This is a genomic window from Xanthomonas sp. WHRI 8932A (assembly GCF_035012785.1).
In the GTDB taxonomy this organism is placed as follows: Bacteria; Pseudomonadota; Gammaproteobacteria; order Xanthomonadales; family Xanthomonadaceae; genus Xanthomonas.
Genome location: NZ_JAYGQQ010000001.1, coordinates 45109 through 65044 on the forward strand (window position 1 = coordinate 45109; position 19936 = coordinate 65044).

At 60.2% G+C, this 19936-nt stretch carries 19 protein-coding genes, 1 tRNA gene, 1 other RNA gene and 2 pseudogenes; 11 read left to right on the top strand and 12 right to left on the bottom strand.

From position 1 onward, the window contains the following. Positions 1-172 precede the first annotated feature (172 nt). The 3 genes from VC212_RS00175 (at position 173) to VC212_RS00185 (ending at position 2212) form a co-directional block, all read left to right on the top strand. Positions 173-1012 (top strand): site-specific integrase, encoded by an 840-nt coding sequence (locus VC212_RS00175; RefSeq protein WP_323514019.1) that lies wholly within the window; start codon positions 173-175, stop codon positions 1010-1012. 126 nt (positions 1013-1138) lie between these two features. After that, positions 1139-1747: a hypothetical protein gene (locus VC212_RS00180; protein ID WP_323514020.1), complete on the top strand. Its 609-nt coding sequence runs from the start codon at positions 1139-1141 to the stop codon at positions 1745-1747. Positions 1748-1801: 54 nt separating this feature from the next. Then, entirely contained in the window at positions 1802-2212 is a 411-nt protein-coding gene (locus VC212_RS00185) for a hypothetical protein (RefSeq protein ID WP_323514021.1), read from the top strand. Between the two features lie 16 nt (positions 2213-2228). Here the strand turns inward: VC212_RS00185 and VC212_RS00190 are convergent, their stop codons facing one another. From VC212_RS00190 to VC212_RS00200, 3 genes are all read right to left on the bottom strand, one after another. Then, entirely contained in the window at positions 2229-2729 is a 501-nt protein-coding gene (locus tag VC212_RS00190; protein ID WP_323514022.1) for a hypothetical protein, read from the bottom strand. A 70-nt stretch (positions 2730-2799) separates the two neighbouring features. Beyond that, positions 2800-3189 carry a hypothetical protein gene (locus tag VC212_RS00195; RefSeq protein WP_323514023.1) on the bottom strand — a complete coding sequence of 130 codons (390 nt, stop codon included), beginning with the start codon at positions 3187-3189 and terminating at the stop codon, positions 2800-2802. After that, the gene (locus VC212_RS00200) at positions 3189-4049 is read right to left on the bottom strand and encodes a hypothetical protein (RefSeq protein ID WP_323514024.1); all 861 of its coding nucleotides are present in this window, start codon (positions 4047-4049) and stop codon (positions 3189-3191) included. The genes VC212_RS00195 and VC212_RS00200 overlap by 1 nt, the downstream gene beginning before the upstream one ends. A 144-nt stretch (positions 4050-4193) precedes the next feature. Here VC212_RS00200 and VC212_RS00205 point away from each other — a divergent pair, with 144 nt between their 5' ends. The 3 genes and pseudogenes from VC212_RS00205 (at position 4194) to VC212_RS00215 (ending at position 5770) form a co-directional block, all read left to right on the top strand. Next, positions 4194-4547, top strand: a complete 354-nt coding sequence (locus VC212_RS00205) for a helix-turn-helix transcriptional regulator (protein ID WP_323514258.1) — start codon at positions 4194-4196, stop codon at positions 4545-4547. Between the two features lie 89 nt (positions 4548-4636). Then, positions 4637-4783 (top strand): annotated as a pseudogene (locus VC212_RS00210) (DUF4236 domain-containing protein); the annotation flags it as partial. A 144-nt stretch (positions 4784-4927) separates the two neighbouring features. Further along, positions 4928-5770, top strand: coding sequence for a hypothetical protein (locus VC212_RS00215; protein WP_323514259.1), 843 nt, complete (start codon positions 4928-4930; stop codon positions 5768-5770). 25 nt (positions 5771-5795) lie between these two features. On the opposite strand, the gene VC212_RS00220 is transcribed toward VC212_RS00215, so the two are convergent. From VC212_RS00220 to VC212_RS00230, 3 genes are read right to left on the bottom strand one after another with little or no spacing between them, the layout of a single operon-like run. Continuing rightward, positions 5796-7730 (bottom strand): hypothetical protein, encoded by a 1935-nt coding sequence (locus tag VC212_RS00220; protein ID WP_323514025.1) that lies wholly within the window; start codon positions 7728-7730, stop codon positions 5796-5798. Continuing rightward, a complete protein-coding gene (locus VC212_RS00225) occupies positions 7731-8540 on the bottom strand; it encodes a PP2C family serine/threonine-protein phosphatase (protein WP_323514026.1) in 810 nt (269 codons plus the stop codon). Next, a complete protein-coding gene (locus VC212_RS00230; RefSeq protein ID WP_311238487.1) occupies positions 8540-9214 on the bottom strand; it encodes a VWA domain-containing protein in 675 nt (224 codons plus the stop codon). Before VC212_RS00230 ends, VC212_RS00225 begins: the two co-directional genes overlap by 1 nt. Before the next feature lie 260 nt (positions 9215-9474). Here VC212_RS00230 and VC212_RS00235 point away from each other — a divergent pair, with 260 nt between their 5' ends. After that, a complete protein-coding gene (locus VC212_RS00235) occupies positions 9475-9963 on the top strand; it encodes a hypothetical protein (protein ID WP_323514027.1) in 489 nt (162 codons plus the stop codon). A gap of 574 nt (positions 9964-10537) precedes the next feature. Here VC212_RS00235 and VC212_RS00240 read toward each other — a convergent pair. The 4 genes from VC212_RS00240 to VC212_RS00255 all read right to left on the bottom strand — a co-directional run bounded on the left by VC212_RS00240 (position 10538) and on the right by VC212_RS00255 (position 14480). Continuing rightward, positions 10538-11470 carry a hypothetical protein gene (locus VC212_RS00240; protein WP_323514028.1) on the bottom strand — a complete coding sequence of 311 codons (933 nt, stop codon included), beginning with the start codon at positions 11468-11470 and terminating at the stop codon, positions 10538-10540. Between the two features lie 69 nt (positions 11471-11539). Continuing rightward, entirely contained in the window at positions 11540-13003 is a 1464-nt protein-coding gene (locus VC212_RS00245) for a site-specific integrase (RefSeq protein ID WP_323514029.1), read from the bottom strand. Positions 13004-13086: 83 nt separating this feature from the next. Then, positions 13087-13176 (bottom strand) — tRNA-Ser (locus VC212_RS00250). Between the two features lie 284 nt (positions 13177-13460). After that, entirely contained in the window at positions 13461-14480 is a 1020-nt protein-coding gene (locus VC212_RS00255; RefSeq protein ID WP_115512009.1) for a LysR family transcriptional regulator, read from the bottom strand. A 100-nt stretch (positions 14481-14580) separates the two neighbouring features. Here VC212_RS00255 and VC212_RS00260 point away from each other — a divergent pair, with 100 nt between their 5' ends. Then, a complete protein-coding gene (locus tag VC212_RS00260; RefSeq protein ID WP_323514030.1) occupies positions 14581-15159 on the top strand; it encodes an NAD(P)H-dependent oxidoreductase in 579 nt (192 codons plus the stop codon). Between the two features lie 444 nt (positions 15160-15603). On the opposite strand, the gene serS is transcribed toward VC212_RS00260, so the two are convergent. Then, a complete protein-coding gene (gene serS, locus VC212_RS00265; RefSeq protein ID WP_323514031.1) occupies positions 15604-16884 on the bottom strand; it encodes a serine--tRNA ligase in 1281 nt (426 codons plus the stop codon). A gap of 111 nt (positions 16885-16995) precedes the next feature. Here serS and VC212_RS00270 point away from each other — a divergent pair, with 111 nt between their 5' ends. The 3 genes from VC212_RS00270 (at position 16996) to VC212_RS00280 (ending at position 18622) form a co-directional block, all read left to right on the top strand. Further along, positions 16996-17661 (top strand): TonB family protein, encoded by a 666-nt coding sequence (locus VC212_RS00270; protein WP_323514032.1) that lies wholly within the window; start codon positions 16996-16998, stop codon positions 17659-17661. Positions 17662-18016: 355 nt separating this feature from the next. Further along, complete coding sequence (locus VC212_RS00275; RefSeq protein WP_323514260.1) at positions 18017-18484, top strand: energy transducer TonB; 468 nt, start codon at positions 18017-18019, stop codon at positions 18482-18484. Positions 18485-18546: 62 nt separating this feature from the next. Next, a non-coding RNA gene (locus tag VC212_RS00280) (sX9 sRNA) lies at positions 18547-18622 on the top strand. 23 nt (positions 18623-18645) lie between these two features. Here VC212_RS00280 and aroA read toward each other — a convergent pair. After that, a pseudogene (aroA, locus tag VC212_RS00285) lies at positions 18646-19929 on the bottom strand (3-phosphoshikimate 1-carboxyvinyltransferase); the annotation flags it as partial. Positions 19930-19936: the final 7 nt, after the last annotated feature.

The following is a 19936-nucleotide window of genomic DNA, read 5'->3' on the forward strand; positions in this document are numbered from 1 at the left end:
GCCCTGATGTCCGGTTTTGCAACCTTGTTGCGGTGCTGTCGCCACCGCTATGTCGCCTGCTTCGCCCCCCGTTGTTGGGCAACTGAAGACGGAGGCCAAACGACTGACGCAGCCGGCTCAAACCTCAACGCCCTTCTCCACCCTTCCTTCTCCACCCTTTCGGAATTCAATCATGAGCATCACCAGCACGCCTACTGCCGAACATCTGTCCTCTCTCCTCAATCAACACCTACCTGGCAAAGTAATCTTTCGAACACTTCGCAGCACCGCAAGCACCGCATTTGTTATGAATGCCGAATCTCACCACCAACGCCCGCAGCGTCTTGCTGAGAGCGACCTAGCGAAGATTTTCGCATCTCCGGCCTACGATCAATGGGCAGCCAACGAACCGCTGCTTTTTTGGGCACCCTTGCTCGGACTCTACATGGGTGTCCGGGCATCGGAGGCGGCTGCGCTGTCTATCGACGACATCATCGAGCCCGCCGGACTGATGTGCATCGTGCTCAAGAATCGAGCTGCGCCGGAATCGGAAGGCGCCACTGCCTCCAAATACCGAACTCGACAGAGGCATAGCGCAGGGTCAATTCCGGTGCCGAAAGTGTTGCTTGATGCCGGGTTTCCGGACTACGTCGCAGCCATCAAAAGCAAGGACAGGCGGGAACTCTTTCCCACTAGCCAGAGGGAGCGAACAGCCGACACAGCTGCATGGCTTAGGAGCAAGTTTGCTCGACATTTGCGCTCTCATGGCATCAAAAAAAGCGGATTCTCAGCGCTACGCCAGACCTTCGGGGAGCGCTTGATGGATGCTGACATCAGCTGGGCTGATAAAAGGGAGTTGGCCCGAGCGTCAGAGCGCCACTTCCCGGCTTTTACGTGGTTCTTTTACCCAAGTTGTCGGATGAGTAGCCTAAAAGAATCGCTGAATAAGATCTCCTGTGATGGGCTGACCTTGCCACGCTTTATGGGCGACCAGGTGCTTGTGCGCACGCATGGGGCTGCCCGTTACGGGTGACTCTTCCAGCTTCAGAAAAAGCGAAGCAGATCTCAAAAGAGCGGAACCCCAGCTTGTGCTACCTAATTCGTTTTGCACTAATGGCGAACATAGGATTTCTCCCTGCGACCAAAAGGAGTTTGATACATGTCGAAAATCACCCTGATCAACCAGACCAACGAGACCGTTCGCCTCGCACTGTTTCAGAAGCCCATCAGGAACCCAACTCTGGCAACCATTGCTTGGCAAGTCGTTGCACCGCCCCCGGGTGGCAGCTCGATAGTAGACATCCCGCCTGACTTCAGCGTGCAGGCCCGCTACTCCAACGATCCCACGAACCCGAGCAATCTGGATACCTCGACCAAGCCAGTGAGCTTTTCGGAGACCTCGGCTTCGTTCTCGATCGACGGCGTGGTGTCACAGGACCGCCGCGCGAATGGCGCTGTAATCAACCATAGCCCAGACGATCTAGTCCTCAACGAAGTTCGTGTCGTCAACAACTTCAGCATCGGCGCTGAAACCACGCTCTACCGTGGTGGCGATGCGATCTATGAAGCGCAGGTCATCTGGCCAGGGGGCCTATTCCTGGAAGACCTCCGCACCAGCATGTATGTGGCCGTCATTTCCCAGTTCACCTACAAGGGCCAGCGATTGGTGCAAGAAGAGCTGAGCCTCACCGAAACCGAGGTCCCGGAAGGCGGCTCGCTGATCGTGACTGGCTCGATGTGGACGGGCTATTCGCTCACGGCGGCCTAAGCCAACGCTGCGTAACGGAATCTCCTCCGTCCCGCTTTATTTGAGGAAGAAGACATGACATATCCAGATTTCCCTGGCGCTTCAGACACCAGCGAGAACCCCGGCCGGGACTTGCCAGCCAACATATGGGCCCCAGCTGACGGCGGTAGTCTCCAGATCTACTGGGAGCTCGTGAACGAAGGCTATGGCTATGAAGTCGCTGTCCAACTCGTTGATGTGGCGTTGCTTGAGCAAGGTGACCCGGGAATCATTGTCTGGGCGATTGTCGATGTCACTCATCAAGCCTTGCCCTTCTCCTTGTATGACGAAGAAACCGGGCAAGAACTGATACTTGGCGGGAGAATCGAGTGGGTGGAAGTTACGAGTTTAAGTGGGGGAGTGACCAACAAAGTTCCCCCTCAGCTCTGGATCAAAGACGCTTACTATCCGGGTGGCGGAACTACGCTAGCAGCACGTATTGCGTGAGAAGTGAGATTAAACGTCAACCTGGTGGAACCGCGGAGCGATCCCACGCCCGCTTCGCCCAGCCCACGATGAGAGTGGGCACCACGATGACAGGGAGTCCCCAGAGGAACGCGAGGTAAAAGGCCCCGATAGCGAGCTCACCATAGACAGGGTGTTCCGCAAACTTCCAGCCAAGCACGGCACAGCCGAAGACGATAGCAAGCCCCAATCCGCCGCCCACGAGCGCCCCCTTCAGGAATCCGCCTTTGCGAAAGTAGGGAATGCGACCGGTCCTGACATGCCAAGCCCAGACCTGCTGGGCGCGGATGTGCAGCATCAGGCAGAACGCCAGGAAGCCGGCGATAAGCAGCCCACCTGCGCAGTAAACCAAGCCCATCAGCTGTTGGGTCTTGAAGACAGCGTCGAGGCCTGCTCCAAACAACAGCATGCCCAAGGGCCCGAGGATGACGCAGGGCAGGATCATGGCAGCCGGCCCGGTCGGCGCATAAAGCCGCGGGTAGTTCGCTTGGTGGTTCATTTCTTTTCCTCTGTTAGGAGCAAGACCAAACGGCGTCACGGCAACCGCATGGCAACTGGTTGGTCGAGGGTCAGCCCGCAGATGTTCCGTTATCGGTCACGTCGACCAGTTCCCAACCTTCGCCCGCCGGCCGGAACTTCATCGTCATCTTTAAGCGCATTTCCTTGGCCTTCGGCGTCGTGGGCTGATCGCCAATGAAGCCCAGTCCATCGACGGTCCCGGAGACCCGGCAGTCCTGATCACCGTTGGGCAGTTTTGTGCAGGCGATCTCCAGCCCGCTCGCTTCCTTGACTTCGAACCGCCAAGTCCGCTGAAGCGTTGCCTGCCTCCCCTGCTCAGTAAAGAATCGCTCTACTGCTTTGACAGCGTCCTCCTTGTTCGGCGCATGCTCTGCACCACAGGCCGACAAGCCCAACGCCAAGAAGCACGCCGAAATCCAAACACGTTGAATGGTCCGCATCACGACTCTCCCTTCTTCTGTTTGGTCAGGTCCACGCCGATGACCTCGTTTCGGTAACCCACCTGGACGCGTTCGACATCCACCTCGGCGCGCGGGCCTCCGTTCTCCAACCAAACGCGTTTCACCTTAAAGACGACCAGATCGTCTTTTGCGTCCCTGCCCTGCTTAAACAATCCGGTTGCCTCGCTTTCGCTCATGCGGATTGGAAGATGGAAGTGCCCGGCATGTTCGGGCGTCCAAACAGATCGCTCACTGCGAGCACTGGTCGGGACAAAGCCTTCGCCCGTGATACCGGCTACCTGAAACCCGGTTATCCAGGGAATCGGCACGTAGATGTCCAAGATGCCGCGTTGCCGGTCATAGGACGGTTGGTCCACGATGTTGGGGCGAACGGCAAAACGCTGGATGCCACGGAAGCGCTCGGCCCGCGCATCAAAAGCCGCGCCATACTTGCGCTCAATGGCTTCCGGCTCCTGAGCGGTGATGCCATTGGGCCCGTTCCGCTTCGTATCGATCAGCCATTCGCCATACAAACACTGCTCGCGCTCGGCCTTGCTCAACCGGTAGCTGGACCGCGTCGACGCAATCAGCCTCGCGTCGCACGTGTGGTAGCCCGCCGAGGCCGTGGACGCCAACCCAGCGCGGATGTGTTGCGCGCCTGCCAGTTCGTCCTGGTCGAGGTCCCAGTAGGTGCCCGCCGGGTCGAGATAAGGGCTCTTGCCTCTGTCCGTTGATGCCTGCGGAGCCCCCGTGATCGCCCGCCCAATCTGCTGAAGAAGATTTCCCCTGTCCTGCGCTTGCACCGCCATGCTTGCTGCCAGGACGCACGCGCCCGTGACTGCAGCCCACTGCTTCTTCATGCCCTGCTCCTTGCGCCAAGTTGCGACAAACTTACGTGTCACGTAGAGTCTACCCGTGGCGTAAGGCTTCCGTCATGCTCTTTCCATGCCTGCACTGCATCGATTCAGCCTGTGAAGCCCGCCACTCCCACCCCTCGGGAGATCGTGGCCGCGCGCCTGCGCCAAGCTCGCGAACAACGGGGCTTGAGTCAGCGCGAGGTAGGGATGCGAATGGGCCTGGACAAAGACACAGCGTCAGCGCGGATATCCAGATATGAATCCGGAGCCATGTCTATCAGCCTCGAGGCATTGTTCGAGATGGCAGAAGCGCTAGAAGTGCCGCCTGCTTTCTTACTGGCTAGCACCCCTGGCATGGCCGACGCGATCATGGCATTGGGGGAGCAGAGCCATACTCAGCAAGACCAACTGGCAAAGGTCTTGGTGGCGCTATCTAAGCTGGAGCCCAAGGTGCGTGCTGCGCGCGTCCAAAAGCTATTGATGCCGAACGCTGACGAATAGCGGAACCATCGAGGCGCCCCGAACCCGCTACTGCAGTGGAGTCACATGCTATACAAGCATCTGGCACGGAGGCCTAGGGGGGCCTGAGCATGGGACTTTATCTGCGCAAAAGCGTGAGGGTTGGACCTCTGCGGTTCAACTTGTCGAAGGGCGGGATTGGCGTCTCGGCCGGAATCAAGGGGCTCCGGGTCGGAACTGGTCCGCGGGGTAATTACGTGCATATGGGCGCACGCGGCATTTACTACCGCGCAACCATCCCTTCGGGAGCCACACGTCCTCGCCCGGTGACACCACGCGGCTCCGTTCGCCCCGTCTCTGGCGCCCAGCCCTCCCCGCCTTCAAACCCACAATCGCCTGAGATTTCGCGCACCCATGGCCCGATGGTCGACATAGATTCGGCCGACGCGACCACGATTGTGGACTCGTCCTCCCAAGCATTGCTGGAAGAGCTCAATGCAAAGAAAAAGAGATGGCGTATCTGGCCAGGCGTCGCCGTGGTTTCGGCACTGGTGCTTTTGATTGCGACTGGCAACGAAGCCCCGGACTGGGCGCTGGTTATGCTGGCTCTCTTGAGCGTGGGAGGCATTATCGCAGCGCATTTGAAGGACCAACTCCGGAAGACGGTAGTTCTGATGTATGAGCTGGACGAGCCGATGGAGAAGGCGTTGGAAGCACTCCACGCAGGAGCCCAAACCATGGCCTCCGCTTATGCCACGTGGCACGTGTCCTCCCACGCCAAGGTCTTCGACCGGAAATACCACGCTGGGGCTGGAACCCTTGTTAAGCGCAAGCCGACGCGCTTTGCTTCAGCACCGCCCCCATTTGTCAAAACGAACATCAAGACCATCGCCGTCAATGTCGGAACCCAGGCACTCCATTTTTTCCCGGACCGTGTTCTGATCTACGACGCGAATGGCGTTGGCGCGGTGGGCTACAAAGAGCTACAGGTGCTGGTGTCATCCACTCGCTTTATTGAGGATGGCAGCGTTCCGCGTGATGCAACGGTTGTGGATAGGACATGGCGTTACGTCAATAAGAAAGGAGGCCCTGACCGCCGCTTCAAGGACAATCGGGAGCTGCCGGTATGCCAATACGAAGAGGTCGCCCTGCGCAGCGACACCGGCCTCAACGAGCTACTACAGATTTCTCGTCTGGGATCAGCCGCTGGGTTCGCCTCAGCCATTGAGGGCCTATCCCGAGTCATGCCTAGAGAGCTGCCCTAGCGATCGCCTCTGTCAGCAATGACTTTTAAAGAACCCCGGCAGCCCTAGCGTCTGCTGTCCTCTGTGAGAAATCTTCCACCGCGGCACTCATGGCTTCCTCTAAAGACCTGCGACGAGCCATCGCGGCCTGTCGCATCTGGAGAATGGCACTGCGGCCGGCCACCAGGTCTGCCTCGATTTGGGCCCTTCTTGCTTGAATGGTTCGATCTAGATCCGCGACCTGCCTGGGATCGATTGCTGAGTTCGGGTTGAAGTGGAATCGTGCTTCTTTTTCCTGCCGCCACTTCATAAGGCGGTCGGTCAGCGCTGGCCCAAACCCTGGAACGTTTAGAACCGCATTGCGATTCACATCTGCTGCCGTCTCGATGCCAAACGATTCCAGCATGACTTTCTTCGCCGCCCCGATGCCCGGAATAGTGGCTCGCTCAATCTCGAACTGGTCCAAGAACTGTTTGCGTGCGATCTGTTCGCGATTGTTGGACAGCGCTCGATAGCGCCTTTCTCGTTCCGCCTGCAGACCGGCATGCTCATCTCGCAGAGGGCGAAGCTGATTCTGCTTCGCTTGAAGCTGAGTGTCCGCTTGCTCTTGCTTCCATCGAGCGACGAGCCCGTCGTATTGGGCTTTCGCTTGCTTATAGCCGGACGCCAGTGGTGCCAAGTCCGAACGGCCACGGCTGTTGACCCACGCGCCCATCGCCCAGCCCAGACACGCCCACACGGGGGCTAGCACCGCAGAAAGCGCGATGCCAAGCACCACAATAAGCAGCCCCACCAGCCACCCGGTCGTTTTCCAGAAGGTGTGCCGGCTGCCCAAGGCTTGAATCTGGGGATTGGCAGGCACTGCCTTCACCTGAGGCAGCGCATGCATGGGTGGCAACACTGCTGTCGTGATATCTCGCCAAATCGCACCCAGGTTGAAGGGACCGGAGGCCAGCTTGGGGATGACGACCGCTGCACCGCCAAAGAGCGAAATCCCGGCGCGTTCAATTGGACACCATGGGCACTCAGACAGTCCATCAAAATAGAAGTGGGACGGCCTGGAAGAACACCGCTTGAAATGCTGCTCCAGCCTGGTCAGCGCTTGAACCCAATCCTCTGCCTTGGGACGCCCAGCCGGCTTAGCTCCCTCGGTGCCGAACGCCCTTTCCCACAGATCTGCAACCCAAGGCGACGCTGCGGCCGGCGACGCACTCAGCGGCGGAGGGCTCATACGTGTCCGAGCAGTGTCTTTGCCGTAGGCGTAACGGAACTCCGGGATCGCCTTTTCGATGGGCATATCGCCCGGCCCACTGTATCGGCCAGCAAAGGGATGCCGACCATTCATGAGCATCTGAAAAATCAGGACGGCCAGGCCGAAGTTGTCGTGGTTGGCGGTTCGTGTGACTTGTTTGAAGGCCTTTCCGTGGAGCTCGGGCGGTGTGAAGTCCTGGACGCCGACCTCACAGAGGAAGGTGCGCCCTTGATGCGAAATCTGGAAGCTGTCCGTGTCGATCAGCTTCACGGTCGCATCCGGTGACACCCGCACACCGCCGTGATTGACGTCCCCAACCAAGTGACCTGCTTGGTGGATAACCGAGAATGCTCGCGCAGTGTTCAAGGCGGCACGAACCACTAGCCTCCAGTCTGCCTGGGGAAAGTCCGCCAAGCGGCTTTTGGGGCTGTAAAGCTTATGAATGTCCTTCGATGCGCGAAGGTTGGCCATGACAAAGCCACAGACCTTGCCATCGGATTGCCGCAGCACGTCAGTAGGCCAGGCAGTGAGCTGATCCAGCGCAGCGGTCCGAAGAGCAGCCATGGCCACCAGCTTGTCGGCTCTCTCACTGCTTACCGCAGCCAAATAGATTTTGGCAGCCGAGTCCGGCCTCCCCTCGACTTCGAAGACCGTTCCCTCTCCCCCTTTGCCCAGTTGCTTTCCCAGCCGAACCGGTCCGGATTTACCAACCAGAGCAGCTGAGACCACTTAGGCGTCCTCTACTGACGCCGGTGCGTCTGGTAGCTTCGCCAGCCGACTGGCAAGCAGGAGCGTCTTGTCGTCGTCCGTCCGCTCGCAGATCACCGGCGAGGCAAGATAAGCTTCCAGCTTGGAGGACAATTCTTCGCTGTAGCCCAGGCTTTCCAACGCGCGAACGGGAGCAAATATTTTGTCGAAGAAAGGCGAATGAACGCTTTGCGTGGCCTGGTGGAGCACCAATGCTTCGATGCCATCGGTGAACACCGCGACCTCATCCACCGCGCCCACATTGCAGGAGAACTCCGCGTTCAACACGGCAGCCGGATCGGTGACGAAGACGGTCGTGTTGATGTATTCCCCGTGCTGGGGCCAAAACACATAGGCCCAATCATCGCCGCGAGGGCGAATAACAATGGCCCCGTCGCCCACCTGGAAGAAGCATGCATGCGTCGGGGAGACGATGGCCGCCACCAACGTGCAGGCATACTCTCTGACCTCCAACCCGTCGGCCACAGCCCTGTGCGCAATACGGGTCGTAACGCCGGCGAGCCAGTTCAAGACCACGTCCCGCGTTATCTCTTCAACGCCATGGCCGTCTTCAAAGTGGTGGCGCACACAGTCCCGAACCTCCGCCGTCGCCAGCTTCGCACCGGTTTCTGATTGAGATGCACTTCCCGCGCCATCGGACGCCACCAAGAGCACAGTGCCGCTCTCTGGAAAGAACTCCTGTTCATAGGCGTCCTGGCAGTCCGTTCCAAACTTGATGTGGGATGTGCCAATGGATGAGGCTGCAACGACGCGCCAATCCTGGAGATCCATTACACGCTGGCCCAGCCGTCCGGGGCAGCGGGGTTGACCAGAGGCACATTATCTCCAGGGGTCGAACGGGACACCGCGCTCATAGAGTTGGACAGCCACTTGAAGAGTTCCTTGAACTGGAGCCCCTTCAGATGCAGCGGTGCGCGCGTCGAGATTTGGCCGAGGATGTCCATGTCTGCCCCCTGCACGCCAACCGCGAAAAACTGGAAGTTCTTCGTTGCTTCCCCTTCCCGAACCAAAGCTGCAGCGCGTTGCCATGCGTCGGTCGGCGAACCATCGGTGAGGAGAAACACCCAAGGTCGGTAGTAGGAAACGCCATTGGCTTTGTAGATCTCCTTGCGTTGCCGAACCATCTCCAAGCCTTGCTCGATCGCTGCGCCCATCGGGGTGTCCCCAGTGCACGACAGCACGGGAGGATAAAAGCTGTCTGCCGTGACAAAGTCCGTCACGGTCTGGACCGGACCGAAGGTGACAATGGCGACCTCCACCCGCTTGGCGGCGAGCGAGTCCGAGTTCAGTTCTTCCTGGAACTGCAGAAGGCCCGCGTTGAGCTGCTCGATGGGCTTGCCGCCCATGGAACCTGAGGTGTCCAGCAGCAGCAGGCAGGCGCATCGGTTCTCAGGGTTCTCCGCAAAATCGCTGGCGCCAAAAGGCACCTGTTCAAAATCGTTCATTACGCTGGATCTCCCTGTCCATTGGCTTGAAGCGCCATCATAGCTCCGCCAATCAACCCAATCTATGATGGGCCATGGTTAATCGCCCTACCCCGACCTCATTACCAGCTTGGGCACCGCAAAAAGTTGCGGATTGGGCTCCCTTAGCTGTTTCTGCGGTGATTATCTTGACTATGACGGTAGCGCTAGCGCTTCGCACTGCTGACGTAGAGCGCGCACCAGATAAGACGACAGTAGAAACAGCAGCGAACTCATCAGTAATGCCTCCATTGAATGCAGGAACCCCTGCTTTTTCAACCGAGCGCGTCGGTTCCATAAGACTGGTGCCCACCACTCAGCTGCCGCCGGTAAAGCAACCCCTGCAGGCCGACGAGCGATGCCCTCTGTCATCACTGCCTAACCCATCCCCTGAGGCCAAGGCGGCTATCAAAGCGGGCTGGCACGTCAGTGCGGACATGACGTTCAAAGGATTTCGCTTCGTCATGGTGGACGCCGGTGCGAAGAAGGCTTCCGCTGGCTGCGTGGCTATTGGAGCCAGCGCTCTGGTGTTCAACGCCCACGGCCTCATCGCCATTGCCTACGACCGAAATGCCAAGCAGTCGTCCAGGATGAGTTCGTTAGCCATCGCGGAATCTGGTGCCTTACAGCTCGATTCATTGAAAGGACCACTTGCCGAGCTCAGGGTCAGTGACCAGCAGATCGCTCTCAAGCGGCTAGTCACGAACAAGCGGAAACCAGCTTCCCGGTGATGCAAGACATGCCCGATATCTCGCCATAGCGCTCATCGCAGCAGCATGCCCCCAAACCGGCAGCCCTGCCTGCTCTTCCTGGGTCCGCTCAGATTCATCGTCGGGCTGTTGATGGCTCGGCGAGGATTGTGAAAAGCGAAGCGGCTCTATGCTGATGAGGCTTCGGCAGCAAGGCTGCGCGACTAAGGGTTTACCGCTGCCCATTGGTGGGTTATGACCCCGCTGACCGAGATGGCGGCTTTCTAGGTCACCTCGGTGCTGAGCGGGCAGCCTATGGTTCTTCTCGTCCTTCTTACGCAGCTGATTCAACAATTGAAGAAGACCAATGGGTTTAACCTCAGAGGAAATACTCAATTACCTCAGCACCCGCTATTGACATTCATCAGATCTGCGCTAAAACACGCCCTATCAGACCTTACAATCAGCCTACGAATAAATTTCAGAAGCAACACAATTCACAGTCATCAAGCAAGGATAAAAACCGTGAAAAAATCAGCCCCGAATGCTCGTGAGGAAGTTGAAGCACCTAACTTTAGCTTCACAGAAGGCCCCTTCATTCCACTATCTAAAGTCGTTAAGGCTTCGGACCTGAGCGAGGAGCAGATTGCTGCACTAACATGGCCAAAAACTCCTCCTCTTTTACGGGATTAATCTTCGAACAATTGTCATTTTTCACCTCCAAATTTACTCTTGCCACCACCCCCTCAGTGGGCGAACTACTCATCATTGTATCAAGCAAAAGAATTAGTTCAGATATATGCGACACGTGCCTGCACACCGTGCCAGCATTATTAGCAAGAAGCACATTAATTGGAAGATCGGCTTCGCTCTGCTCTTCAAGGAGCCAATGAAGATATAAACTTATTTCTTTCGGACTTGCGCCCAGACCGTAGCTAACGAGGCACGAATTTTTTCCTATTTCTCTCTTTGAGACCAAGCTGACTCTATCGTCAAACAGGCGACTCACGAAAGCGCTATTGACCGCTTTAAGTGCCTCATGTCCATCAGGCACCGCTAAAGTAGATTCACCTATTAGATCAGTGAGCTGCATTGGACCGATCTGGAGCTTATCCGCCACCCCCATTAAGTATGGACTAAACGAGAGCGCTCCAGGCCATAGATCAGGGCCGAAGTTACTGGCATCTTCGCTCCAGTATAAGAAATGATGAATCCGCATAGATAAATGTAAAAAATCTTTATTACCTTCACTCTCACCCGCTGCAGTCTTTGCGACCTTCCGCCGCAAAGATCGAAATGCGAGCTTACCATCCCTCCATTCGTCCTTTATTTTTTCTTTTGTTGACTTCATTTCAAACAAGAATAATTTATCATTGAGTAGCGCTACTGAATCCCCGAAAGCACGCTCGATATTCCCATCAAGATCTATATTGCTTGGCGGATAAAAATTTTGTCGCGGACGGTGTGCCCACTGCATGTCTCTGAAGGCTGTTACGATCGTCTTCTCCCAAAGATCAGCCTTCTTTTTTCGGATGTCGTTCGCCCTCATTAAATTACTGCCTCTGACTAGATTTACTCATGTGCCAATCGTCTCTGCCCGTTCTTCTAGCGTGGATAATCATCGATAACTAAGGATTTCTAGCCCAGGACTGCGCTCACCAAGACCATGCAGCTTTTCGCCAATGGTGAAATCGCGACTGTAGGTTGAGTGATGCTCATCATCGAGTTCGTGACCGACGAGTTGTGCCCTTAGTTCTGAGACTACACCTGCCCCCTGCAACCCTTGGATGAACGTCTTCCTGAGCGAGTGGAAGCCGCGCTTGGCTGGCTCCCAGTCCTTGCCCACCTCGGCCAGATGCCGGCTAAAGGCTTTGGTGATCCAGTTGCCCTGTCCGTTCACGGCGGTGGCCTTGGCAGCCGGGAATAGCCTCGTTTCACTTGCCTTGCGCTTTGCATCTACCCAACCCAGGAAGCCCATCTTGAGGAGCTCGGGATGGAGGGGCACCGTGCGGAGGCTCACTTCGGTCTTGACCTTCTGGTGCTCGCCGTCGTCCGAAATACGGATGCAAAGAATGCCGTCCTCTTCTAACACATCCTTGACCAGAAGCTGCCCCACTTCCGAGGCCCTGGCCCCCGTATAAAGTCCAATGAGCGAGGCCCAGCGAGCCGATTCCGGCAGTTTGGCCAGCGCCTCAGGAGCGAAAAGCGCCTGGATCTGCGCCCGATCGTAGGCCTTGAAGCCAAGCTTCTTCCTCGCACGCTTCTCGCGCTGGGAGTAGCTCACGTGACCGCTTGCCGGGTTGTCGCCACGGGGGTAGTGCCCCGACGCCATGGCCCATTCGAAAAATCCTCCCTTGCCTCCGATGTAGCTCTGCTTGTTGGTGAGCGTCGGAGTGGAAGCTCCCTTTCCCCGCATGTCTTGATACCACCGTGCCAAATCCGACCGGGTAATGGCATGGACCTTCATTGTCGGCCCCAGAAACGACACCAACGCCTCAATGGCGGTCTTCTTGATCGTGTAGGTCTTGGGCAGCGTCGAGCCCTTGAGTGTCGCCAGAAAGGCGTCACGGGCTTTGCCCAGCGTCATCGTCTCGATGGCCGGCGCAGATGACTGCCTACTTGGGCCAGCGTGCGTTGAGCCAAACATGGTTGGCACGGCAACCGGGTGGGCCCGAGCCTGCAAGGCAGCGCCGGCCATCGCTTCCAACTCCATGAGCTGCCGATACAGCTTCAAGTCTTTCGGGCTGTCGATCTGCCACCGCTCCGTCACCGTCCCATCCGGCTGGCGTGTGCGGTTGAGCGTCAGTTCCTGAAGGTTCTCAGCGCTCGTCAGGCGCGCAATGAGCAGATCCGCGTCCGACTTGCTGAGCTTGGCCACGCGTTGATCCTTCAACTGTGCGAAGAGCCGAGCATATCCCGCGCCCAGCACGACCGCACGCACGTGGGCCTGTGCCAGGTCCTTCGTTTGCAGGGTGCGTTTGATAAGTCTGCAGCCCATCACGGTTTGCAAATCGACGGGCACACGTTGGACGAACGACCAGCGGCCGGTGGACGACCGGCTCAAATGATGAGGGATGCGCATGCGAGTTTTTCCTCTGCATGCTTCCTGCCTCCAATCAATTCGCCTAAAAAATTAGTGACTAAAATCAATAACTTAGACGTGACTGGCGGAGAGAGTGGGATTCGAACCCACGGAAGGTTTGACCCTTCGCCGGTTTTCAAGACCGGTGCCTTAAACCGCTCGGCCATCTCTCCGATGCTGCTGCGCGTGATCGCCGAAAGTATCGATTGTCACGTGGGCGATCCGCATTGCGCGGGTGGCGCCCGACAGGGCCGCACGGTCATCGAGTGCGGTTCTGCTAATCCCGGGATCGCTCCCGGGCGCGCATTCTCGCATGCCCGGGCGTGCTTTGCTAAGCGCCATCGCTAGCCTTACGCGCCCGGCTTGCCGGGCGGCGCGTCAATCTGTGAGCTCCCCTACGCAGCGAAAGGTACCGACTCGCCAGTGAGGGGCACCGACGCAATCAGCAGTGCGTCGCTCAGCCTGCTTCAGCCACCAGGCGCGGTGCGCTGGCAGTGCCTGCTGCACGCTTGAGCTTTTCGGCCAGTTCGGCGCAATTGCCGCCGCAATCCAGGCGCGAGCGTTCGATTTCCTGCGGCAGGTGTTCGGCCAGGAAGTCGATGAACACCCGCACCGCCGGCAGCAGGCCGCGGCGCGAGGCGAACACGGCGTGGCAGATGCCCTGCGGCAGCGACCAGTGCGGCAGCACCACTTCCAGTTCGCCGCTGCGCACCGCTTCGGCGCAGACGGTTTCCGGCAGCATGGTGATGCCGAAGCCGTCGCGCGCCATCGATTGCAGCAGCGGGAAATCGAAACCGGCCAGACGCGGCTGCAGGTCCACGCGGCGCATTTCGCCGTTGGGGCCGTGCAATTCCCAGCGCTGATGCGCTTCGTCTTCGCTGGTGCTCATGGTGGTGTGGTTGGCCAGCTCGCTCGGGTCTTTCGGACGGCCGGCGCGGTCCAGATACTTGGGGCTGGCGACCAGCAATTCCTGCACCTGGCCGAAGCTGCGCATCACCAGGCTGCCGTCGTCATCCAGGCGCGAACGCACGCGCAGCGCGATGTCGTAACCCTCGTTGATGACGTCGACGCGGCGGTTGCTGATGTTGAGCTGCAGCCGCACCTTGGGGTACTTGGCCAGAAATTCGGGTAGCAGCTTGGGCAATTGAATTTGCGCGAGCGAGACAGGAACGCTCACACGTACAAGACCGCGTGGCTCCGCACTGAGACGATCCACCACCTCGCGCGCGGCCTGGGCCTCGGCCAGCATGGTCTGGGCGTGCCGGTGCACGCTGGTACCGACGTCAGTGACGGCGAAGCGCCGCGTAGAGCGTTGCAGCAAGCGCACGCCCAGGTCGGTTTCGAGTTGGCTGATACGGCGGCTCAGGCGCGACTTGGGAATCCCCAGCGCACGCTCGGCAGCAGCGAAGCCGCCGTGGTCCACCACCATCGCAAAGTAGTACAGGTCATTCAGGTCGTGCATGGCGCAGGTATCCATGGATAGAACGATAAGTGATATTTAACCACCTTTATCCCAACAGAGCAACGACCTAATCTGCGCACCTCCGCGGCATTGCCGCTTGCAATAGGTCTTCGCCATGAAGCTGCTCCATCTCGATTCCAGCGCCCTGGGCGCCAACTCCATCAGCCGCGAACTCAGTGCCGCCGCCGTCGCCCAGCAGCGCCTGCTGCACCCGCAGCTGCAGGTGACCTATCGCGATCTGGACCTGGAGCCGCTTCCGCACCTGACCGGGCAGTCGCTGGCACAGGCCGACCCAGCCGAGGCTGCGGCAGCCGAACAGGCGATGCAGCAGTTTCTGGAGGCCGACGTCATCGTGATCGGCGCACCGATGTACAACTTCGCGATCCCCTCCACGCTCAAGGCGTGGATCGATCGCATTGCGGTTGCCGGGCGCACTTTCCGCTACACCGCAACGGGGCCGGAAGGACTGGCCGGCGGCAAGCGCATCATCATCGCCAGCGCACGCGGCGGCATCTATGCCGACCCGACCAACGATTTTCAGGAGCCGTACCTGCGCCAGTTGTTCGGCTTTCTGGGCATCGACGACATCACCTTCGTGCGCGCCGAAGGCGTGGCGTATTCGCCAGAGCATCGCAGCAATGCGCTTGCGCAGGCGCTGGCCGAGTTGCAGCAACCGGCAGAAGCCGTGGCCTGAGCACGCAGGCTTTGTGCGGTTGGGATTGGGGAGTCGGGGTGGGGATTGGTAATAGCCAATTCCCGATAAACCATCGGATCCGTTGTGACGCATCTTCCAGCACTGCACGTCGCGCTGAGTGTCATCCTGCTACTGGGCGGTGATGGCGTGCGTGTTCGGGCACCACGCTGGCATTGTGCCCTTGCACGCGCCGCGCGCTGTGCGCCTTAGCCGGTGCGGGCTGCTTGTGGGGATAGTGCCACCTGCATAAAAAAACGGGACCATCGCTGGTCCCGTTTTTTGTGCTTATGTATTGCCTGCGGCGGCGAAATGAGGCGCTACTCGCGCGGCAGGGTCAAGAAACCAGACTCCGCCTGAGAGCGCAGCGCTGGTGCCCAAAACCATGCGACACATGACGCATGTTCTTCGGCTGACGCCGACCGCTGCAAACCCAATGCAAACGTTTCAGCCGATGCGTTCCAGCCCGCCCATGTACGGGCGTAGCACCTGCGGCACGTCGATCGAGCCATCGGCGTTCTGGTAGTTTTCCATCACCGCGATCATCGCGCGGCCCACCGCAGTGCCGGAGCCATTAAGCGTGTGCAGCAGTTCCGGCTTGCCGCTGGTCGGGTTGCGCCAGCGCGCCTGCATGCGGCGGGCCTGGAAATCGCCGCAATTGGAGCAGGACGAAATCTCGCGGTAGGTATCCTGCGACGGCAGCCAGACTTCCAGATCGTAGGTCTTGATCGCGGAAAAACCCATATCTCCGGTGCACAACAGCACCTTGCGGTACGGCAGGCCGAGTTGTTCCAGCACCACCTCAGCGCAGCGCGTCATGCGCTGATGCTCGGCATCGCTGTCTTCCGGCGCGCAGGCAGTGACCAGCTCCACTTTCTCAAACTGATGCTGGCGGATCATGCCGCGTGTATCGCGCCCGCCGCTGCCAGCTTCGGCACGAAAGCACATCGAATGGGCGGTCATGCGCAGCGGCAGCCGCTCGGCATCGACGATGTCGTCGCGCACGATATTGGTGAGCGGCACTTCGGAGGTCGGGATCAGATAGCGGCGCGATTCGCCCACTTCGGTCTGGAACAAATCGTCTTCGAACTTCGGCAGCTGGCCGGTGCCGCGCATCGACTCGGCATTGACCAGCAGCGGCACATTGGTTTCTTCGTAGCCGTGCGCGCCGACATGCAGGTCGAGCATGAACTGCGCCAGCGCGCGATGCAGGCGCGCGATCGGCCCGCGTAGCACGGTGAAACGGGCGCCCGACAACTTGGCGGCGGTTTCGCCATCCAGCCAACCGTGCGGCGCGCCGAGTTCCACATGGTCCTTGACCGCGAAATCGAAACTGCGCAGCGTGCCCCAGCGCGACTGCTCGACATTTTCACTCTCGTCCTTGCCCAGCGGCACATCTTCGGCCGGCAGATTGGGCAGCCCGAGTGCGATGGTTTCGAGCTTGGCGCGGATCACGTCCAGCGCGTCTTCCGAGGCCTTGAGCTCATCGCCGAAACCGGCCACTTCAGCCATCAGCACGGCGACGTCTTCGCCCTTGGCCTTGGCCTGCCCGATTGCTTTGGACTTGGAATTGCGCATGCTCTGCAATTCCTGCGTGCGCACCTGAATCCGCTTGCGCTCGCTCTCCAGCGACTCCAGTTCCGCAGTGTCCAGGGAGAAACTGCGCGTGCTGCGCAGGCGCTCGGCAAGGTCGGCGGGATGTTGGCGAAGCAGGGCCGGATCTAGCATCGGAAGTCTGTGTGTCGGTAGGAAGCACAAGATTATCGCCTGTTCCGCCATCTGCTGCGATCGATTCACCGGGGCTATGCCAGAATTACCGTGATCCTTCAGGTGAGCCCTATGCCCGCGCCCCGCCCTGCGTCCGATCGCCAGATCGTCCTGCGTCTGCCCCGCCACACCCTGAAAATTGCCGGTATCGCCTTCGGCGCCGGCCTGCTGCTGTTCCTGCTGGTGTGGGCAACTGGCCGCAAGGACGACTTTTACAAAGCCTCCCCGGCACAGCCGACGGCCGGCACGCCGGCCGCAGACGACACCATTCAACCGCTGCCGGCCCCGCTGCCTGCCCAGGACGGCGCCAGCGACATGCCGCAGGCTAAGCCGCCGGAAGAAACGCCGACTCTGGTGGAGACCGCACCACCGGCCCCACCCGCGCCGGCTCCGTTGCCGGAAAACGCCACGCCCGGTGCGCCCGGTACTGCAGCGCCCTCCAACGCGCCTGTGGCAGGCGGCAACCGCCCGGTCCCCATGCAGGGCCAGATGCCGCCGCCGCGCTATCCGTCGGCAGCACTACGCCGTGGCGATGCCGGCGATGTAGTGGTGCGTGTGGATGTGGACGCGGCCGGCAATCCCGGCGGTGTGACCCTGGTCCAGCGCAGCGGCTCGCGCGATCTGGACCGTGCGGCAATGGAGGCGGTACGCCATTGGCGCTTTCACCCGGCGCAGCAAAACGGCCAGCCGGTGGCCGGCAACCTGGATATCCCCTTCGAGTTCAAGCCGGCGCAATAAGCGCGGCTAACGCGCTGGATGACGACCCAGACGCACGCAACCGCCGGCACGTGCAATTGATTGTGATGTAAGGGAATGCATGGCACTGCTTGCGCAATGGCGGCAGCGCAACAGCGCTGTCGTCGTCGCAAAGCTGAACACCCACAGCGCAGCGACCGCTTGGCAGACTCCCGCCTTAGCTGCGCCTCAGGCAGCGCCGACCAGACTGATTGCGTCATCCCAAAGATGCGCCAGGAGGCCGGCCATGTCCTTCATCTCCAATCCCTCTTCACACCACACGCCGTCGTTGTCTCGCCGCACCGCTGCCGCGGCCGGACGCGGGCAGGACGTGGAGCATGACGGCGCCTCGCCCTGGCTGTGGGCGACGCTGATCGCCTTGTTGGTGGTCGTCCCTACGTGGTGGTGGGCTCGCCATGGCGACGAGTCGTTCGCCACCGATACCCGCGTCGCGCCTGTCACCAGCCGGCAAATTCTGCCCAGCACCGATGGCCCACGCGCGATGACCATGATTCCGCATGAGCCGGTGCGCGCGGCGGTCAGCAGCGTGGATGCGAAGCCGCTGCCGGGCAACGCGATGCCCAGCTACCCGGCGGCAATTGCACGCGCCGGCATTCAGGGCAGTCGCACCGCCCGCATGCAGCTCGACATCCAGGGTGAGGTGCGCGCGGTAACCATCGTCGACCGCAGCGGCAGCAACGACCCGCGACTGGACGCAGCGGTGACCGACAGCCTGCGCCAGTGGCGCTTCGAACCGGCCACGCGCGACGGCCACGCGGTGGTCAGCAGCGTGCAGGTGCCGGTCGAGTTCAGCCCAGAGCGCTAAGAGCAGCGAACAAAAACGACGGTGCTCAGCGCCAGACGGGCGCGGCCGGTGATCGGTTCGGCATGCGCCGTTCGTCCACTGCGGTTCCTCCGCGCCGTCCACACCCAGCTGACAACTGCTCGCTACGTTTTGTTTTCAGCGCTAAGCGCAAAACCGGCGCCCTGCGCCAGGGTGTCGAAATCCGGGAACGAGGTGGCGACGTTGGCGATGTCGTTCACCTGCACGGTGCCGGTCGAACGCTGCCCGGCGATGGCGAACGCCATCGCAATGCGGTGATCGCCGTGGCTTTCGATCACGCCACTGCCAATCGCGCCGCCGTGAATCGTGGCGCCATCCGGGGTTTCATCGACCTGCACGCCGAGCGTGCGCAGGCCGGTCGCCATGGCGGCCAGGCGATCCGACTCCTTGACCCGCAGTTCTGCCGCGCCGGTAACCACGGTCTTGCCGTTTGCAGCCGCAGCGGCGACGAACAAGGCAGGGAACTCATCGATCATGTCCGGCACCAGCGCTTCGGGGATCTGCGCACCGTGTAATGGCGCATAGCGCACGCGCAGATCGGCCACCGGTTCACCACCGTGTTCGGCATGGTTTTCCTCGGTGATGTCCGCGCCCATCAAGCGCAGCGCGGCCAGCAGCCCGGTACGACGCGGATTCAAGCCCACTGCGCGCAGCACGACTTCCGAATCGGGAATGATGCTGGCAGCCACGATGAAAAACGCTGCCGACGAAAAATCCGCAGGCACTGCGATGTCGGTCGCACGCAAGCGCTGGCCGCCGCGCAGGCGCGCCTTTCCCGGCGAGAACGCGATCTCCACGCCAAACGCAGACAACATGCGCTCGGTGTAGTCACGCGTGGGGTGCGGCTCGGTCACCGAGGTCTCGCCCTGCGCATACAGGCCTGCCAGCAGCACGGCCGACTTGACCTGCGCACTGGCGACCGGCGACACAAAGTCGATGCCGTGCAATGCCTGACCGCCGTGCACGTGCAAGGGCGGCGTGCCATCGTCCTGCGTCTCGATCTTCGCGCCCATCTGCGCCAACGGGCCGGTCACGCGCCGCATCGGCCGCTTGGACAAGGACGCATCGCCGACCAGCACACTGTCGAAGCGCTGCGCGGCCAGCAGGCCGGCGAGCAGGCGCATACCGGTGCCGGCGTTGCCGCAATCCAGTGCCTCGGTGGGCGGCTGCAAGCCGTCCACGCCAACGCCATGCACGATGCGCTGCGATGCCGACGGCGTTTCGATCCGCACGCCCAGCGTGGCGAAAATGGCTGCTGTGGAGCGCGTGTCTTCGCCTTCGAGAAACCCGTCGATCTGCGAGATGCCATCGGCCAGTGCGGCAAACATCACCGCACGATGCGACACCGACTTGTCGCCGGGAATGGCCAACGTACCGCGCAATGCGCTGCCCTGCTTCGCGATCCAGTATTGCGTGCTGCTGCTCATGCGAATG

Coding starts and splice junctions, on each gene's coding strand:
- VC212_RS00175 (WP_323514019.1), top strand. CDS start 173: ATGAGCATCACCAGCACGCCTACTGCCGAACATCTGTCCTCTCTCCTC.
- VC212_RS00180 (WP_323514020.1), top strand. CDS start 1,139: ATGTCGAAAATCACCCTGATCAACCAGACCAACGAGACCGTTCGCCTC.
- VC212_RS00185 (WP_323514021.1), top strand. CDS start 1,802: ATGACATATCCAGATTTCCCTGGCGCTTCAGACACCAGCGAGAACCCC.
- VC212_RS00190 (WP_323514022.1), bottom strand. CDS start 2,729: ATGAACCACCAAGCGAACTACCCGCGGCTTTATGCGCCGACCGGGCCG.
- VC212_RS00195 (WP_323514023.1), bottom strand. CDS start 3,189: ATGCGGACCATTCAACGTGTTTGGATTTCGGCGTGCTTCTTGGCGTTG.
- VC212_RS00200 (WP_323514024.1), bottom strand. CDS start 4,049: ATGAAGAAGCAGTGGGCTGCAGTCACGGGCGCGTGCGTCCTGGCAGCA.
- VC212_RS00215 (WP_323514259.1), top strand. CDS start 4,928: ATGGTCGACATAGATTCGGCCGACGCGACCACGATTGTGGACTCGTCC.
- VC212_RS00225 (WP_323514026.1), bottom strand. CDS start 8,540: ATGGATCTCCAGGATTGGCGCGTCGTTGCAGCCTCATCCATTGGCACA.
- VC212_RS00230 (WP_311238487.1), bottom strand. CDS start 9,214: ATGAACGATTTTGAACAGGTGCCTTTTGGCGCCAGCGATTTTGCGGAG.
- VC212_RS00235 (WP_323514027.1), top strand. CDS start 9,475: ATGCCTCCATTGAATGCAGGAACCCCTGCTTTTTCAACCGAGCGCGTC.
- VC212_RS00240 (WP_323514028.1), bottom strand. CDS start 11,470: ATGAGGGCGAACGACATCCGAAAAAAGAAGGCTGATCTTTGGGAGAAG.
- VC212_RS00245 (WP_323514029.1), bottom strand. CDS start 13,003: ATGCGCATCCCTCATCATTTGAGCCGGTCGTCCACCGGCCGCTGGTCG.
- VC212_RS00255 (WP_115512009.1), bottom strand. CDS start 14,480: ATGGATACCTGCGCCATGCACGACCTGAATGACCTGTACTACTTTGCG.
- VC212_RS00260 (WP_323514030.1), top strand. CDS start 14,581: ATGAAGCTGCTCCATCTCGATTCCAGCGCCCTGGGCGCCAACTCCATC.
- serS (WP_323514031.1), bottom strand. CDS start 16,884: ATGCTAGATCCGGCCCTGCTTCGCCAACATCCCGCCGACCTTGCCGAG.
- VC212_RS00270 (WP_323514032.1), top strand. CDS start 16,996: ATGCCCGCGCCCCGCCCTGCGTCCGATCGCCAGATCGTCCTGCGTCTG.